Source organism: Pseudomonas sp. FP597 (assembly GCF_030687435.1).
GTDB lineage: Bacteria > Pseudomonadota > Gammaproteobacteria > Pseudomonadales > Pseudomonadaceae > Aquipseudomonas > Aquipseudomonas lactucae.
In genome coordinates this window covers 6,081,958-6,095,066 of the sequence record NZ_CP117432.1, presented here as the reverse complement: position 1 = coordinate 6,095,066, position 13,109 = coordinate 6,081,958, and the positions used below count along the sequence as shown (strand labels likewise).

Below are 13,109 nucleotides of genomic sequence, written 5' to 3'. Positions count from 1 at the left end.
GTGCGCCTAGTCTTCGTCCCGTCATCGCAAAAAACGGTGACACGGACGTGCAAGTCCGGTTACATGTCGGCGCACCAACGCCCATAGCCATTCAGCGGGCGTTTTTTATGCTTGCTGTACTTGTTATGGCGGCTGTGCGCGGGAGATCCCTCGGGGTCTGCCGGGGTCCGATATGCCCGGTCTTGCACACCTGCGCACAGCTGCCACCTTATTCGCGTGCAAGCGGAAGAGGGCAGTCTTCATCACATATCGGAGCTGTAAATCATGGTCAAACCTACCCCCAATCCGCCCCTCTTCACCGTAACCCCCTACCAAGACACCGAAACCCTGCTGGTCAATGCCAGCGAAACGCTGTCCTCGCTCAACGCACTCACCTGCAACCTGGCCTTTGAGCTGGACGTTTCCCAGCGCGCAATCATGCTGGGAATTCAGCAGATGGCCGAGTTGGGGCAGTTGCTAGTGGATCAGGCACTGGAAAATATTTCTCCCTCATCTGCGGCTTAGAACTTGATCGTTCCCAAAAAGGGACGGTCCTCGCACCGCCCCTCCCACATGAAATTGCGTTCGTTTGTTGACCTCAATCAATCCGCGAAAACCGATCAATACAGCGCCAGAAAATCAGCAATCAGCATTCCTGCCAGGTACACCATCAAAATTGCCACACCCGCATCCAATAGACGCCAGACCTTTGCCGAACGAAACAGCCCCGTCAACCGTTGACATCCCAACGCCAAAACCACAAACCACACCAAAGACGCGGTCATCGCTCCGCTGGCAAACGACGCTTGTTGGCTGACGGGCTTTGCGGCACCAATAGAGCCAATCAGCACCACGGTATCAAGCCAGGCATACGGATTGGCAAACCCAAGTATTACTGCCGTGCGCAGCAATCCCCGTTGTGAGTTGAGGGCGCCCTGACTCTCTGGCGTCGATCGATTACGAGCACAAGCCAAAAACCTCTGCCAGCCAAACCACAACAGATAGGCCGCTCCCGATAACAGCAGAAGCGCCACCAGACCGGGCTGACTGTCGAGCAACGATCCCAACCCCAATACCCCAAGACCGATAAGAATGATATCGGCGAACACGCATACGGCCACCACCCCCCAGACAGGACCGCGACTGACACCCTGGCGAATGACCAGCGTGTCCTTTGGTCCAGGCGCGGCGAACAGTCCGATGCCCAATAGCAGACCTTCGAGATAAAGGGCGTTGAGATCAGGAATCATGAAATGCTCGGTCGCGTGGGTATCAGGTCGATTGAAGGGGTTGATTGCCGAAACCGGTATGGCGTGCATTAGCGGTGGCTTTCAAGTCGATTGGCTGATGGCGGAAAAAACCTGTCAGTTCCTGCTCCGCATCAGGGTTGACGAAGTAAATAAGAGAGCTGCGTGGCGTTGGTGTTCGAGGCGTCAGAACCGCGTGGTATGCGGCGGGAATCGCGTAGTCTGAGAGCTCGGTCAGTAACGATCCGGCCAGGATTGCAATCTCGTTCTCCAAGAGGCGTACTGGCTCCAGTGAGCTGCCTCGAACCAGAACGAGGCCGTCACGCGTAGGTTTGATAAACGACTGCAAATGGCCATCCTCGTGAGGGTCCTGAGCAAACTGGCGCTTATCAGACCCGGAGTTGGCTCCATAGACACACAGTTGCAGATAGGACGCCGCACGCAAAGAGGTCAAGGAAGTGGCCCCAAACTCCGCGCAAACTCCGTCCATCAGTTCCTGTGCAAGCTCGCTGATCTGTCGTTCAAAAGCATCAACGGCAGCAAAAAACTCACTTCGTATGAACTCAAAAGCCTTTCGTTTTGATGAGTGCACAGGCCAGTAACAAAATCACTCACACAGGTCTGGCTGATCCTCAAGGCTCGAGTACTCAGCACCAAAGGGGAAAAATCCATCGGTGTCTTTCGCGAAGGAAAACGAGGCCTTGGTGGCTGGCGATATTGCGGAGTATTCATCAACGATTTTTTTGCAATCCTGCAGCATGGCTTCTGATATTTGCAGGCTGCCGAAGCCTGTTCGAACAATGGATTCACAGCACGCTTTGATGTGGGTCATGGCTATATCCAAAGGTAGATGTAAAGGAATGCAACAAACACTGGGTTCGCAAGCATGCGAGAAACTACGACACTGGATATGACCGACTAAAAGGGACCCATCCATGTCCTTCACAACATCGCCAGCAGATGGCGATTGTGCTGGATTAAAGTCACGTGGCGGCGGACAGGGTGTCTTTTTTGGTGGACAAAGACATGACGTTCACCCAAAGAGTGGGAACTGAAAACTGCGCATGAACATAAAAACGCGAGATACCCTCAAGTCACTGATTGCGCGGCGCGGCCGAGAGTTGGGCAAGCCCCTGACGAGGTTGGCCAAGGAGGCGGGGATCTCCAGGACTTACCTGTACGGTCTGGCGGATGGGGCGTCCAAAGACCCGTCGGTACGCACGCTGATCAAGCTGGCCAAGGCGTTGCAGGTTTCGCCTCTGTTGTTGTTTCGCTACTTTGCCGACCTGACAGGCGCGCCCGCCAATGCTTGCTCAATGGCTATGACCAATCGAGCCATTGGTGTTCATGATCCGCAGGACGTCGCAGTGTTCAACGCCGATGTCACGATGCCTGATCAAACTGTCGTAATGCCAGGGGAGGTGTTTCAGAAAACCTGGGAGATTCAGAACCTGGGCACACGCCCCTGGCGCGGGCGACGACTGGTGCGTGTGGACGGGGAATATGTAATTGCCCGCCGGGCTGACGCACAAGGTCAGTTGGAGGTCGTGCTGGACACTCACCTGCGTAGCTTGCACAGCGAGCTCCCCATTGCCGATACGCTGCCGGGGCAGCCCGTGCATATCAGTGTGGAGTTTGCGGCCCCCAGGGAAACCTGCACGTTGGCTTCAATCTGGAGAATTGAGGATGCGCAGGGAAAACCTTGCTATGGGCCTGCGTTCATTTTGCATGTGTTGGTCAATGTTATGGCGCGTTGAACGCTGCGGGCAGTATTGGTGGATAGCGCGCTGGAGCAGGTCAGCCCTTCGCCGCAAAAGGTCCCAAACAGGGACTGATCATTCCCTTTTTGGGACCGCTATCCCACCAACACCACTGAGCAAACTTGGGAGGGGCTTGCTCCCGATAGCAGTGGATCAGCCCCAGATAGGGTGACTGACTGACTGCATCGGGAGCAAGCCCCCTCCCAAAATTCGATCTTCGTTACTCCAGGCGTAACGGTCTGCTACTGAGCTTGATTGATGGCTCCCTGAATCACTCCTAAGGTAAGCCCCACGACAGCAAATCCCGTGGAGCGACCATGACAACAACAATAACCCCCGACTCGCGCTGGACGCGGCGGCGCGACGAGAAGCAGCGGCGGCTCGGGCTGGTCCAACAGTACGCAGACGGGGCGGTGTTGCCCAGCGACAGGATCGTCGAAGCGCTTGAGGCGCTGATCCTCCCCGGCGACCGTGTGGTGCTGGAGGGCAACAACCAGAAGCAAGCTGATTTCCTCTCGCGCTCCCTGGCCAAGGCCGACCCGGCCAAGCTCCACGATTTGCACATGATCATGCCCAGCGTTGGCCGCTCCGAGCACTTGGACCTGTTCGAAAAAGGCATCGCCCGCAAGCTGGACTTTTCCTTCGCCGGCACCCAATCCCTGCGCATCAGCCAGTTGCTGGAAGACGGTCTGCTGGAAGTCGGCGCGATCCACACCTACATCGAACTCTATGCCCGCCTGGTCGTGGACTTGATCCCCAACGTCGTACTCTCGGCCGGTTTCATGGCCGACCGCGCCGGCAATATCTACACCGGCGCCAGCACCGAAGACACGCCGGCGTTGATCGAACCCGCCGCCTTCAGCGATGGCATCGTCATCGTGCAGGTCAACCAGTTGGTGGACGACGTCAGCGACTTGCCCCGCGTGGACATCCCGGCCAGTTGGGTAGATTTTGTGGTGGTGGCCGACAAGCCGTTCTACATCGAGCCGCTGTTCACCCGCGACCCACGCCATATCAAGCCGGTGCATGTGCTGATGGCGATGATGGCGATCCGTGGCATCTACGAAAAACACAACGTGCAGTCGCTCAACCACGGCATCGGTTTCAACACCGCCGCCATCGAGTTGATCCTGCCCACCTACGGCGAATCCCTGGGCTTGAAGGGCAAAATCTGCCGCAACTGGACCCTCAACCCGCACCCTACGCTGATCCCCGCGATTGAAAGCGGTTGGGTGCAAAGCGTGCATTGCTTCGGCACCGAGTTGGGCATGGAGAATTACATCGCCGCGCGCCCGGATGTGTTCTTTACCGGCCGCGACGGCTCGATGCGCTCCAACCGCATGTTCTGCCAACTGGCCGGTCAGTACGCGGTGGACTTGTTTATCGGCGCCACCCTGCAAGTCGACGGTGACGGCCATTCCAGCACCGTGACCCGTGGCCGCCTTGCCGGCTTTGGCGGGGCGCCGAACATGGGGCACGACCCGCGCGGCCGTCGTCACGGCACGCCGGCCTGGCTGGACATGCGCCACGACGATGCGCCCGATGCCTTGCTCGAACGTGGCAAAAAGCTCGTGGTGCAGATGGTCGAGACCTTCCAGGAAGGCGGCAAGCCCACCTTCGTCGATACCCTGGATGCGGTCGAAGTGGCACGCAAAAGCGGCATGCCGCTGGCGCCGATCATGATTTACGGCGACGACGTGACCCACCTGCTTACCGAAGAAGGTATCGCTTACCTGTACAAAGCGCGCTCCTTGGAAGAGCGCCAGGCGATGATCGCCGCCGTCGCCGGGGTCACCGCCATTGGCCTGCGCCACAACCCCAAGGACACCGCGCGAATGCGCCGCGAAGGCTTGATCGCCTTGCCCGAAGACCTCGGGATTCGCCGCACCGACGCCACCCGCGAGTTGCTGGCCGCCAAAAGCGTGGCCGACCTGGTGGAATGGTCCGGTGGCTTGTACAACCCGCCCGCCAAATTCAGGAGCTGGTAAATGCGCGCCCTCAAACTGCATGAACTGAGCCTCGCCGAACGCCTGGCGGATATGGCCGTCGACGCGCTGATCGATGAAGCCGACCTGTCACCCAAACCAGCCCTGGTGGACCGGCGCGGCAATGGCGCCCACCACGATTTGCACCTGGGGCTGATGCACGCCTCGGCGCTGTCGCTGTGGCCGATGTTCAAGGAGATGGCCGAGGCGGCTATAGATATCGGCGAGGTCGGCTTGCCGCTACGCGAAGCCCTCGGCCGCATCGGTCGTGAAGGCGAACAGGCGATGCTCGCCACCACACAAGGCGTGAACACCCATCGCGGCGCGATCTGGGCGCTTGGCTTGCTGACCGCATCGGCCGCCCTGGAACCGCGCGCCATAACGCTGAATGCGGCCAGATTAGCCCTGCTCAACGACCGTTATGCGCCTCAACCGATGAGCCACGGCGCTCAGGTCGCGCAACGCTACGGCGTGCGCGGTGCCCGTGAAGAAGCGCAACTGGGCTTCCCTTCCGTGACGCAGCGCGGCCTGCCGCAACTGCGCAGGAGCCGCCGCCAAAACGCCGGTGAACAGAACGCTCGCCTCGACGCCTTGCTGGCGATCATGACCGAACTGGCCGACACCTGCGTGCTCTACCGCGCCGGCACCGAAGGCTTGCACGCGATGCAGCATGGCGCTCAAGCGGTGCTCGACGCGGGTGGCAGCGCGACCCTGGCCGGCCGCCGCCAATTGCACGAACTCGACAATCAACTCTTGGCCCTGAATGCCTCCCCCGGTGGCGCCGCCGACCTGTTGGCCGCCTGCCTGTTTATCGACCGCCTCGACGGAGTGTTGTGATGGAAACCTTATCCTTTGAATTCCCCGCCGGGCAGCCGCCAACAGGTCGTGCGCTGGTGGGTTGCGTCGGCTCGGGCGACCTGGAAGTGCTGCTGGAACCGGGCACGCCCGGCACGCTGAGTATCCAGGTGCAGACCTCGGTCAATGGTGCGCAGCAACGCTGGCAGCACCTGTTCGAGCGGATCTTTCTGGAACACACGCCACCGGCCCTGAATATTGATATCCACGATTTCGGCGCCACCCCCGGCGTGGTGCGTCTGCGTCTGGAGCAGGGTTTCGAGGAGATCGGCCATGACTGACCTGCTCACCCAACACAGCTTTGTCGAGCTCGGTGCGCGCCAGCGAGCCAAGGCGCTGCTGGACGCCGGTTCCTACCGTGAACTGATCGACCCGTTCCAGCGCGTCATGTCGCCCTGGCTCAGCCGCCAAGGCGTTGTGCCCCAGGCCGATGATGGTGTCATCATCGCCAAGGGCCGCATCGATGGCTTGCCCGCGGTAGTGGCGGCCATCGAAGGCAACTTCCAGGGCGGCAGCCTCGGTGAAGTCGGCGGCGCAAAAATCGCCGGTGCGCTGGAACTGGCCGCCGAAGACAACCGCAAGGGCATCCCGACTCGCGCCGTGCTGCTGCTGGAAACCGGCGGTGTGCGCTTACAGGAAGCCAACCTGGGCCTGGCCGCGATTGCCGATATCCACGCGGCGATTGTCGATCTGCGCCAGTACCAGCCGGTGATTGGTGTGGTGGCGGGCAGTGTCGGGTGCTTTGGCGGTATGTCCATCGCCGCCGGATTGTGCAGCTATCTGGTGGTGACCCGCGAAGCCCGCCTGGGCCTCAATGGTCCGCAAGTGATCGAACAGGAGGCCGGGTTGGACGAATACGATTCGCGCGATCGGCCGTTCATCTGGAGTCTCACCGGCGGTGAACAGCGTTTTAACAGCGGCTTGGCCGATCGCTATGTGGCGGACGATGTGGCGCAGGTCCAACAGACCGTCACCGCGTTGCTGCACGCAGGCTTGCCCGCTCAACAGCGCAGTCGGCAAGCCGATTTTTACCTGGCGCGTTTGGCCGAGCTGGACACCACGGCGCAAATCGACCCGGCGACGGTTCGCGATCTGTATCAGGGAGAACGCTCATGAGAGGGTTGCAGTGGTTCAACGCGTTGAGTGCTGGCGCAACGCCTGTGGGTGGTTTGCCGGATTCGTTGAAAGCGGCCGACGGTGTGTTGGGTGAGCAGGCGGTGCGCTTCATTGCCGTGGTCACTGACGCGCAGAATCGTTTTCCCCGTGCGCGCAGCGGCGAAGTCGGTTTGCTCGAAGGTTGGGGCTTGGCCAAAGCGGTGGATGAAGCCATCGTTCGCGGCGACAAACGCCCCATTATCGCTATCGTCGATGTGCCGAGCCAAGCCTATGGCCGTCGCGAAGAAGCCCTCGGTATCCATCAAGCCCTGGCCGCCGCCGCCGATGCCTACGCCCGCGCCCGTTTGGCCGGGCACCCGGTGATTGCGTTGTTGGTGGGCAAGGCCATGTCCGGTGCGTTCCTCGCCCACGGCTACCAGGCCAACCGCCTGATCGCCCTGCGCGACCCTGGCGTGATGGTGCACGCCATGGGCAAGGCCTCGGCGGCGCGGGTGACCCTGCGCAGTGTTGAAGAGCTCGAAGCCCTGGCCGCCAGCGTGCCGCCGATGGCCTATGACATCGACAGCTTTGCCAGCCTCGGCTTGTTGTGGGAGACCTTGTCGGTCAGCCAGATCGAACAGCCCACGGCGGACGATCTGGCGCGGGTGCGTGCGTGTCTGGTCAGTGCCATCAAGGACGTAGATAGCGCAGACCTGAGCGGCCGCCTCGGCGCCAGTAACCGCGCCGCTTCCAGCCACGTACGCCAGCTGTTGCGGGAACAATGGTGAACGCCCATGACTTGCTCTGGGGCATGACCCCGGCGCACCTGCCCGCCGATGCACCGGCCTGGGCGGTGGATGCGATCAGCGCCGGCCATCCGGTAGTGGTGCGTCGCGCCCTCGTCGAGCCGGGCCAGGTGGCGGTCGGCGTGCGCGGGTGTTTGCGTGAGCAACGTCTTGCCGCGCAGATGCCGATTACAGCCGTGCGTCGGCGGGTGGTGCCCGAAGCGTTGCGCGGTGTGATCTCTCCCCGGGATTTACCCGCGTTGCAGGCACTGCAGCAACTGCGGCCGATGCTGGCGCAGGCCAACTGGGGCGTCAGTGGCAGTGCCGGCTTCGAGTTGGCCACCGGCATCGAAGCACTGCATGCCCTGAGCGACCTGGATTTGATTCTGCGCACGCCCGAGCCGCTGGCGCGCGACAGCGCACGGGAGCTGCTGGCGACGCTGGACAAGGCGGTATGCGCCGTCGACCTGCAACTGCAAACCCCGTTTGGCGCGGTGGCCTTGCGCGAATGGGCCGGCCCCTCACGGCGGGTGCTGCTCAAGGCCGCCGGCGCTGCGCATCTTGTCCTGGATCCCTGGCAGGCCGTGGCATGAGCAGCCTGCTGGTGTTCCCAGGGCAGGGCGCGCAACGGCCGGGCATGCTCCAGTCATTGCCGGCCCAGGTGTTGGATGAAGCCAGCCAGGCCTTGGGCGAGGACGTTCGCGCACTCGATGGCGCGATGGCGCTTGAGTCGACACGCGCCGTTCAACTGTGCCTGTTGATCGCTGGCGTGGCCCATGCGCGCCTGCTGCAATACACGCCGGACTACGTGGCGGGCTTGTCCATCGGCGCCTACCCGGCAGCGGTGATCGCGGGCGCTTTGGATTTTGCCGACGCGGTCCGGCTGGTCAGCCTGCGCGGTGAACTGATGCAACAGGCTTATCCACAGGGCTACGGCATGACGGCGATCATCGGCCCGCAGTTATCCACCGTCGAAGCCTTGCTGGCCGATATCCACAGCCCCGACACCCCGGTGTACCTGGCCAATATCAATGCCGACAACCAGACCGTGATCGCCGGCAGCGACGCCGCCATGACGCTTGTCGCCCGACGTATCCAAGGCAATGGCGTTGCCAGGCGTCTGGCCGTGAGCGTGCCGTCCCATTGCGCGCTGCTGGAGCAACCGGCGCGGACCTTGGCGCAAGCCTTCGTTCCGCTCACGGCGCCGCGCATCACCTACCTGAGCAGCACCCGTGCGCGGCCGATCCAAAACCCCGAGCAACTGCGCGACGACCTGACCTTCAACATGTGCCGCGTCGTCGATTGGCGCGGCACCGTGCAGAGCGCCTACGAGCGCGGGGTGCGCCTGCAAATCGAACTGCCCCCGGGCGCCGTGCTCACCGGTTTGTCACGGCGTGTCTTTGAACAAGGCACGGTGATCGCCTGCGAAGGCGCGCGCCTGGACACCTTGCAGGCCCTGCTGCAAGAGGAGGAACGCCGCCACCGATAAAGCACTACCCAAGGCTTTCGAAGTACAAAAACAACAATGTCGATCGAGCACTTTGAGGACAACAACAATGATTATTTACGGTGTGGCACTGCTGGCGATCTGCACGCTCGCGGGCGTGATCATGGGCGACATGCTCGGCGTATTGCTGGGCGTAAAATCCAACGTGGGCGGGGTGGGCATCGCGATGATCCTGCTGATCTGCGCCCGCCTGTGGATGCAAAAGCGCGGCGGCATGACCAAGGATTGCGAAATGGGCGTCGGCTTCTGGGGCGCCATGTATATCCCGGTGGTGGTGGCGATGGCGGCACAACAAAACGTGGTCACCGCCCTGCACGGTGGCCCGGTCGCGGTGCTCGCGGCCATCGGTTCGGTGGTGGTGTGTGGTTGCACCATTGCCTTGATCAGCCGTACGCATAAAGGCGAACCGTTGCCCGATGAAGAGCCGCTGATCACACCCACACCTGTCGTGGGAGGCCGCTGATATGTGGGATCTTATCGAAAAAGGCTTGGAACATAATGGCCTGATCACCGCCTTTGCTTTCGTGGGTGTGGTGATGTGGGTGTCCGTGGTGTTGTCCAAGCGCCTGACCTTCGGACGCATTCACGGCTCGGCGATTGCCATCGTGATTGGGCTGGTCCTGGCCTGGGTCGGCGGCACGATTACCGGTGGGCAAAAAGGCTTGGCCGACCTGGCGCTGTTCTCCGGCATCGGCCTGATGGGCGGCGCGATGCTGCGCGACTTCGCCATCGTTGCCACCGCGTTCGAAGTGCAAGCTACCGAAGCGCGCAAAGCCGGGATGATCGGTGTGATCGCCTTGCTGCTGGGCACGATTCTGCCGTTTATCGTCGGCGCGAGCATGGCCTGGGCCTTTGGTTATCGCGATGCGATCAGCATGACCACCATCGGTGCCGGCGCCGTGACCTATATCGTCGGCCCGGTCACCGGCGCGGCGATTGGCGCGACCTCGGATGTAATGGCGCTGTCGATTGCCACCGGCTTGATCAAGGCGATTCTGGTGATGGTCGGCACACCTGTGGCCGCGCGCTGGATGGGGCTGGATAACCCGCGTTCGGCGATGGTGTTCGGCGGGTTGGCCGGCACGGTGAGTGGAGTGACCGCGGGCCTGGCGGCGACGGATCGGCGCCTGGTGCCGTATGGTGCGTTGACCGCGACGTTTCATACCGGGCTTGGGTGTTTGCTGGGGCCTTCGTTGCTGTACTTCATTGTGCGCGGGTTGGTGGGCTGACCTCTGGGTTTGCGGAGTGTCAGGCTGGCACCTGCCGATTGGCGTACATCCGACACTCCGCCAACAACGCCAGCAGGTTAGGGTCACGCTCCTTGGCCTTCAAGAACACCACGCCAATATGCTGCTGCAAGCGATACCTGGCTTGCAGCGGTATCAGCTTCACGCGGTTCTCATACACCGCCGCAATCCGCCCCGGCAGCAGCGCATAACCCACTCCCGAACTGACCATGCTCAACAGCGTGAAGATGTCGTTGACCTGCATCGCCACCTTCGGCTCGAACCCCGCCTGCTTGAACACCCGGTTGCCGTCCTGGTGGGTGGCAAAGCCTTGGGTGAGGGTGATGAAGGTGGCGTCGCGTACGTCCGCCAGATCGATTTCCCGAGTGCGGTCAAAGGGTGAGTCGGCCGGGGTGGCGAGGAAGATGTCATCGGAGAACAGCGCGATCTGCTCGCAATCGGGGTCGTTGGCGTGTTCGTCGAGGGAGATCAGGATCGCGTCGACTTCCATGTTCTTGAGCTTGTAGAGCAGGTCGAAGTTGGAGCCCAGGATCAGGTCGATGTTGAGTTCGCTGCGGCGGATCTTCAGGCCCATGATCAGTTGCGGCACGGTCTTGACCGTCAGCGAATACAGCGAGCCGAGCTTGAAGCGCTCGGCGGAGAAGCCGGCGGCTTCGCGGGTGAGGCGCACGCTGTCGACCACATCGGCCACCAGTTTCTGTGCGCGTTCTTCAAGTACGTAGGCGCTTTCCAGCGGGGTGAGGTTGCGCCCTTCATGCTTGAACAGCGGGCAGCGCAGGGCATTTTCCAGCGAATGAATGGCGCGATGCACGCTGACATTGCTGGTCTGCAGCTCTGCGGCGGCGCGGGCCAGGTTGCCGGTGCGCATGAACGCCAGGAAGATTTCGAGCTTTTTGAGGGTGAATTCTTCGTCGATCAGCATGGCCGTGGGCTCTTGTTCGAATGCCTTCGATTGTGCCCGTAAAACCGTGCGGCGTCGCCGGAACGTCACACGGCGCTTGCACTCTGATGCGCAAGGCTGGAGGCTTGCCGCCAGCCGTCAACGGTTACAGGAGGTCAGTGACACATGTATCACGGGGAACGCTTCAACGCCTGGAGCCATTTGCTCGGTGCAGTCGCGGCGTGTATCGGCGCCGTGTGGATGCTGGTGGTGGCGAGCCTGGATGGCAGCCCCTGGAAGATCGTCAGCGTGGCGATCTATGGTTTTACGTTGATGGTGCTGTACAGCGCGTCGACCGTGTATCACAGCGTGCGCGGGCGGCGAAAAGAGATCATGCAGAAGGTCGATCACTTTTCGATCTACCTGTTGATCGCCGGCAGCTACACGCCGTTTTGCCTGGTGACGCTGCGCGGTCCGTGGGGCTGGACGCTGTTCGGCATCGTGTGGGGGCTGGCGGTGATCGGTATCCTGCAGGAGATCAAGCCGCGCTCCGAGGCGCGGATTCTGTCCATCGTGATCTACGCGGTGATGGGCTGGATCGTGCTGGTGGCGGTCAAGCCGCTGATCGCCGGGCTGGGTATGGCAGGGTTCACGTGGCTGGCGGCGGGGGGGGTGTTGTACACCGTCGGCATCATTTTTTTTGCCCTGGAGGATCGCCTGCGGCATTCCCATGGGATCTGGCATTTGTTCGTGATCGGCGGCAGCCTGCTGCATTTTGTGGCGATCATGCATTACGTGCTTTGAGTGTGGGAGGGGCGGTGTCCTTAGAGGCGCTCCAATAACTCACACGCTCGCTTGCCGAAGATTTCCAGCAACTTGGCCAGCATATGCGGCGGCGGCTCGTTGGCGCGGGTCAGGGCATACAGCGTAATCGGCAACGGCGGGGTGAGCGGGCGGATGCAGGTGGTGGCCATCGAGGCACCCGACGCGGTGAACGGATCGATCACCGTCAAGCCCGCACCGGACTCCACCATCGCACGGGCCAGTGAGTAGGTTTGCACGGAGATCGTCACGCGCGGCGGCGGATCGACGCTCTCCAGGTAGCTGTCGAGTTTTGCCGCCAGCGGATCGGCGCTGGACAGGCCAATCAGCGGTGCCCCGGCCAGGTCGGCCAATGGCAAGGGCTGATGCAGTTCGGCGTCCGGCCAATAGCCTTTCGAAGCCAACGCCACGAGTACGCCGTTGGCCAGTGTTTGGGTGGTGAGCCCCGGATGTCCGGAGAAGTTGAGCGTCAGCGCCAGGTCGATTTCGCGCATCAACAGTTTTTGCACCAGCTCGCGGCTGTGGTCGCTGGACAGCTCGCAGGCCATGTCCGGGTAATCGCGTTTCCATTCCAGAATCGCCGGCGGCAGCAGCGACAGAGCCAACGCCGGAGTCGCCCCAATGCGCACACTTTGCCCCGGTGCGCGGCGCAAGCTCTTGGCCAGGCGCCGCACGCCTTGCAGGCTCGCGGTGACTTTTTCCACTTCGCTTTCCAGTGCCAGTGCTTCCGGGGTGGGCTGCAATTTGCCACGCACGCGCAAAAACAACGGGAAGCCCAGCTGCAACTCGGCGTGCTGCAGCACCTTGGTCACCGCCGGTTGCGACACGTGCAGCAACTGCGCGGCCGCGCTGACGGAGCCGGTCTGGCGGATGGCCTGGAAGATTTCGATATGACGCAAGCGCATGGCGAGTCCATAACCTTTGTTTATAGGTGGCCCATCTTTATT

17 protein-coding genes are annotated in these 13,109 nt (G+C 61.7%); 12 read left to right on the top strand and 5 right to left on the bottom strand.

Features of this window, described 5'->3' with window-relative positions; translation table 11 throughout:
• Window positions 1-264: 264 nt before the first annotated feature.
• Window positions 265-504: a DUF6124 family protein gene (locus PSH66_RS27990; protein WP_003176664.1), complete on the top strand. Its 240-nt coding sequence runs from the start codon at window positions 265-267 to the stop codon at window positions 502-504.
• Window positions 505-599: 95 nt separating this feature from the next.
• Here the strand turns inward: PSH66_RS27990 and PSH66_RS27985 are convergent, their stop codons facing one another.
• The 3 genes from PSH66_RS27985 to PSH66_RS27975 are packed head-to-tail and all read right to left on the bottom strand — an operon-like array spanning window position 600 to window position 2,058.
• A complete protein-coding gene (locus PSH66_RS27985; protein WP_305428031.1) occupies window positions 600-1,229 on the bottom strand; it encodes a LysE/ArgO family amino acid transporter in 630 nt (209 codons plus the stop codon).
• A gap of 22 nt (window positions 1,230-1,251) precedes the next feature.
• Window positions 1,252-1,818, bottom strand: coding sequence for a hypothetical protein (locus tag PSH66_RS27980; RefSeq protein WP_305428030.1), 567 nt, complete (start codon window positions 1,816-1,818; stop codon window positions 1,252-1,254).
• Window positions 1,819-1,833: 15 nt separating this feature from the next.
• Entirely contained in the window at window positions 1,834-2,058 is a 225-nt protein-coding gene (locus PSH66_RS27975) for a hypothetical protein (RefSeq protein WP_305428029.1), read from the bottom strand.
• Between the two features lie 232 nt (window positions 2,059-2,290).
• On the opposite strand from PSH66_RS27975, the gene PSH66_RS27970 reads away from it, so the two are divergent.
• The 10 genes from PSH66_RS27970 (at window position 2,291) to madM (ending at window position 10,442) form a co-directional block, all read left to right on the top strand.
• On the top strand, window positions 2,291-2,983 hold the full coding sequence (locus PSH66_RS27970; RefSeq protein WP_305428028.1) for an NBR1-Ig-like domain-containing protein: 693 nt from the start codon (window positions 2,291-2,293) through the stop codon (window positions 2,981-2,983).
• A gap of 320 nt (window positions 2,984-3,303) precedes the next feature.
• Window positions 3,304-4,974, top strand: coding sequence for a malonate decarboxylase subunit alpha (mdcA, locus tag PSH66_RS27965; RefSeq protein WP_003176659.1), 1,671 nt, complete (start codon window positions 3,304-3,306; stop codon window positions 4,972-4,974).
• On the top strand, window positions 4,975-5,808 hold the full coding sequence (locus PSH66_RS27960; RefSeq protein ID WP_003176658.1) for a triphosphoribosyl-dephospho-CoA synthase: 834 nt from the start codon (window positions 4,975-4,977) through the stop codon (window positions 5,806-5,808).
• The gene (locus PSH66_RS27955) at window positions 5,808-6,107 is read left to right on the top strand and encodes a malonate decarboxylase subunit delta (protein WP_003176657.1); all 300 of its coding nucleotides are present in this window, start codon (window positions 5,808-5,810) and stop codon (window positions 6,105-6,107) included. Before PSH66_RS27960 ends, PSH66_RS27955 begins: the two co-directional genes overlap by 1 nt.
• Window positions 6,100-6,942 (top strand): biotin-independent malonate decarboxylase subunit beta, encoded by an 843-nt coding sequence (locus tag PSH66_RS27950; protein WP_141062903.1) that lies wholly within the window; start codon window positions 6,100-6,102, stop codon window positions 6,940-6,942. Before PSH66_RS27955 ends, PSH66_RS27950 begins: the two co-directional genes overlap by 8 nt.
• Complete coding sequence (gene mdcE / locus PSH66_RS27945; RefSeq protein WP_305428027.1) at window positions 6,939-7,709, top strand: biotin-independent malonate decarboxylase subunit gamma; 771 nt, start codon at window positions 6,939-6,941, stop codon at window positions 7,707-7,709. Before PSH66_RS27950 ends, mdcE begins: the two co-directional genes overlap by 4 nt.
• Window positions 7,703-8,299 carry a malonate decarboxylase holo-ACP synthase gene (locus tag PSH66_RS27940; RefSeq protein ID WP_305428026.1) on the top strand — a complete coding sequence of 199 codons (597 nt, stop codon included), beginning with the start codon at window positions 7,703-7,705 and terminating at the stop codon, window positions 8,297-8,299. Before mdcE ends, PSH66_RS27940 begins: the two co-directional genes overlap by 7 nt.
• Window positions 8,296-9,195, top strand: coding sequence for a malonate decarboxylase subunit epsilon (mdcH, locus tag PSH66_RS27935; protein WP_305428025.1), 900 nt, complete (start codon window positions 8,296-8,298; stop codon window positions 9,193-9,195). Before PSH66_RS27940 ends, mdcH begins: the two co-directional genes overlap by 4 nt.
• Before the next feature lie 67 nt (window positions 9,196-9,262).
• Complete coding sequence (gene madL, locus PSH66_RS27930; protein WP_064454526.1) at window positions 9,263-9,676, top strand: malonate transporter subunit MadL; 414 nt, start codon at window positions 9,263-9,265, stop codon at window positions 9,674-9,676.
• Between the two features lies 1 nt (window position 9,677).
• Window positions 9,678-10,442, top strand: coding sequence for a malonate transporter subunit MadM (gene madM, locus PSH66_RS27925; protein ID WP_003176650.1), 765 nt, complete (start codon window positions 9,678-9,680; stop codon window positions 10,440-10,442).
• 19 nt (window positions 10,443-10,461) lie between these two features.
• Here madM and PSH66_RS27920 read toward each other — a convergent pair whose 3' ends face one another.
• Complete coding sequence (locus PSH66_RS27920) at window positions 10,462-11,382, bottom strand: LysR substrate-binding domain-containing protein (RefSeq protein WP_003176649.1); 921 nt, start codon at window positions 11,380-11,382, stop codon at window positions 10,462-10,464.
• A 144-nt stretch (window positions 11,383-11,526) separates the two neighbouring features.
• Between PSH66_RS27920 and PSH66_RS27915 the strand changes: the two genes are divergently transcribed.
• On the top strand, window positions 11,527-12,144 hold the full coding sequence (locus PSH66_RS27915; RefSeq protein ID WP_017530995.1) for a hemolysin III family protein: 618 nt from the start codon (window positions 11,527-11,529) through the stop codon (window positions 12,142-12,144).
• Between the two features lie 20 nt (window positions 12,145-12,164).
• Here PSH66_RS27915 and PSH66_RS27910 read toward each other — a convergent pair whose 3' ends face one another.
• Complete coding sequence (locus PSH66_RS27910) at window positions 12,165-13,067, bottom strand: LysR family transcriptional regulator (RefSeq protein ID WP_003176647.1); 903 nt, start codon at window positions 13,065-13,067, stop codon at window positions 12,165-12,167.
• Between the last annotated feature and the right edge of the window lie 42 nt (window positions 13,068-13,109).

Excerpts from the sequence above, each read along its gene's own strand:
- PSH66_RS27990 (WP_003176664.1), top strand. The coding sequence starts at position 265 with ATGGTCAAACCTACCCCCAATCCGCCCCTCTTCACCGTAACCCCCTAC.
- PSH66_RS27985 (WP_305428031.1), bottom strand. The coding sequence starts at position 1,229 with ATGATTCCTGATCTCAACGCCCTTTATCTCGAAGGTCTGCTATTGGGC.
- PSH66_RS27975 (WP_305428029.1), bottom strand. The coding sequence starts at position 2,058 with ATGACCCACATCAAAGCGTGCTGTGAATCCATTGTTCGAACAGGCTTC.
- PSH66_RS27970 (WP_305428028.1), top strand. The coding sequence starts at position 2,291 with ATGAACATAAAAACGCGAGATACCCTCAAGTCACTGATTGCGCGGCGC.
- mdcA (WP_003176659.1), top strand. The coding sequence starts at position 3,304 with ATGACAACAACAATAACCCCCGACTCGCGCTGGACGCGGCGGCGCGAC.
- PSH66_RS27960 (WP_003176658.1), top strand. The coding sequence starts at position 4,975 with ATGCGCGCCCTCAAACTGCATGAACTGAGCCTCGCCGAACGCCTGGCG.
- PSH66_RS27955 (WP_003176657.1), top strand. The coding sequence starts at position 5,808 with ATGGAAACCTTATCCTTTGAATTCCCCGCCGGGCAGCCGCCAACAGGT.
- PSH66_RS27950 (WP_141062903.1), top strand. The coding sequence starts at position 6,100 with ATGACTGACCTGCTCACCCAACACAGCTTTGTCGAGCTCGGTGCGCGC.
- mdcE (WP_305428027.1), top strand. The coding sequence starts at position 6,939 with ATGAGAGGGTTGCAGTGGTTCAACGCGTTGAGTGCTGGCGCAACGCCT.
- PSH66_RS27940 (WP_305428026.1), top strand. The coding sequence starts at position 7,703 with ATGGTGAACGCCCATGACTTGCTCTGGGGCATGACCCCGGCGCACCTG.
- mdcH (WP_305428025.1), top strand. The coding sequence starts at position 8,296 with ATGAGCAGCCTGCTGGTGTTCCCAGGGCAGGGCGCGCAACGGCCGGGC.
- madL (WP_064454526.1), top strand. The coding sequence starts at position 9,263 with ATGATTATTTACGGTGTGGCACTGCTGGCGATCTGCACGCTCGCGGGC.
- madM (WP_003176650.1), top strand. The coding sequence starts at position 9,678 with ATGTGGGATCTTATCGAAAAAGGCTTGGAACATAATGGCCTGATCACC.
- PSH66_RS27920 (WP_003176649.1), bottom strand. The coding sequence starts at position 11,382 with ATGCTGATCGACGAAGAATTCACCCTCAAAAAGCTCGAAATCTTCCTG.
- PSH66_RS27915 (WP_017530995.1), top strand. The coding sequence starts at position 11,527 with ATGTATCACGGGGAACGCTTCAACGCCTGGAGCCATTTGCTCGGTGCA.
- PSH66_RS27910 (WP_003176647.1), bottom strand. The coding sequence starts at position 13,067 with ATGCGCTTGCGTCATATCGAAATCTTCCAGGCCATCCGCCAGACCGGC.